We start from the raw sequence: 306 nt of genomic DNA on the forward strand, positions 1-306 counted from the left end.
GTGGAACTGTTTACCAAGTTCCAGACCAGCTTTTATGCAGATCCGGTGGATGCGGTGTTTAAAGGGCTAGGGGTGGATTAATTTCATATCTGTCTGGAAGAGTTACAGTAGATTGTTTTAAATTCAGTTTCTCAAGTTAAACATCATGTTGTAAAAGCATAATACTGCCTCTTTTAAAGAGCTAGTATTTTAGGGGGGATTACCCTTCATTTTTTCTTGATCAGATATCTGTTGTACTTTGACAGGATTTTGTTGATCTAAATATTTTTGATACCAAACACGCAATGTTTCAGGAGTACAACCGAT

General features: G+C 36.6%; 1 pseudogene. It reads left to right on the forward strand.

Annotated features, from left to right (window positions below):
- Positions 1-81: pseudogene (locus ACNPNW_RS06275) on the forward strand (peptidase); the annotation flags it as partial.
- Positions 82-306 lie beyond the last annotated feature (225 nt).

Source organism: Acinetobacter endophylla (assembly GCF_053543775.1).